General features: G+C 59.6%; 1 protein-coding gene. It reads right to left on the reverse strand.

Annotation, left to right across the window (positions count from 1 at the left end):
* Positions 1–255 (reverse strand): hypothetical protein (locus H3H36_RS26495; RefSeq protein WP_220459871.1); only part of this gene is annotated, 255 nt, incomplete at both ends.

The raw sequence follows: 255 nt of genomic DNA on the forward strand, positions 1-255 counted from the left end.
GGCTTCCAAGCGCGTTTCCAACGCCTTGATTTCGACTCCCAGGGCTAGGATCCGGCGTGCATCGGCCACGATCATTGGTCCGACCAGCTCGACTTCAGTCGAGAAGCTAGCACCGGCCTGCCAAGCGCGCACGTCGGCAGCGTACTTGCGGCCGATGGCTGGTATCTTAAGCAGACTCACCTGGCGCATCCTGGCCAGCTGGCGCAAATCATCGCGTGCGGCCAATAGATTGATGAACCAGAGATTTCCCACATC

Source organism: Rugamonas fusca (assembly GCF_014042365.1).
Lineage (GTDB): Bacteria > Pseudomonadota > Gammaproteobacteria > Burkholderiales > Burkholderiaceae_D > Rugamonas > Rugamonas fusca.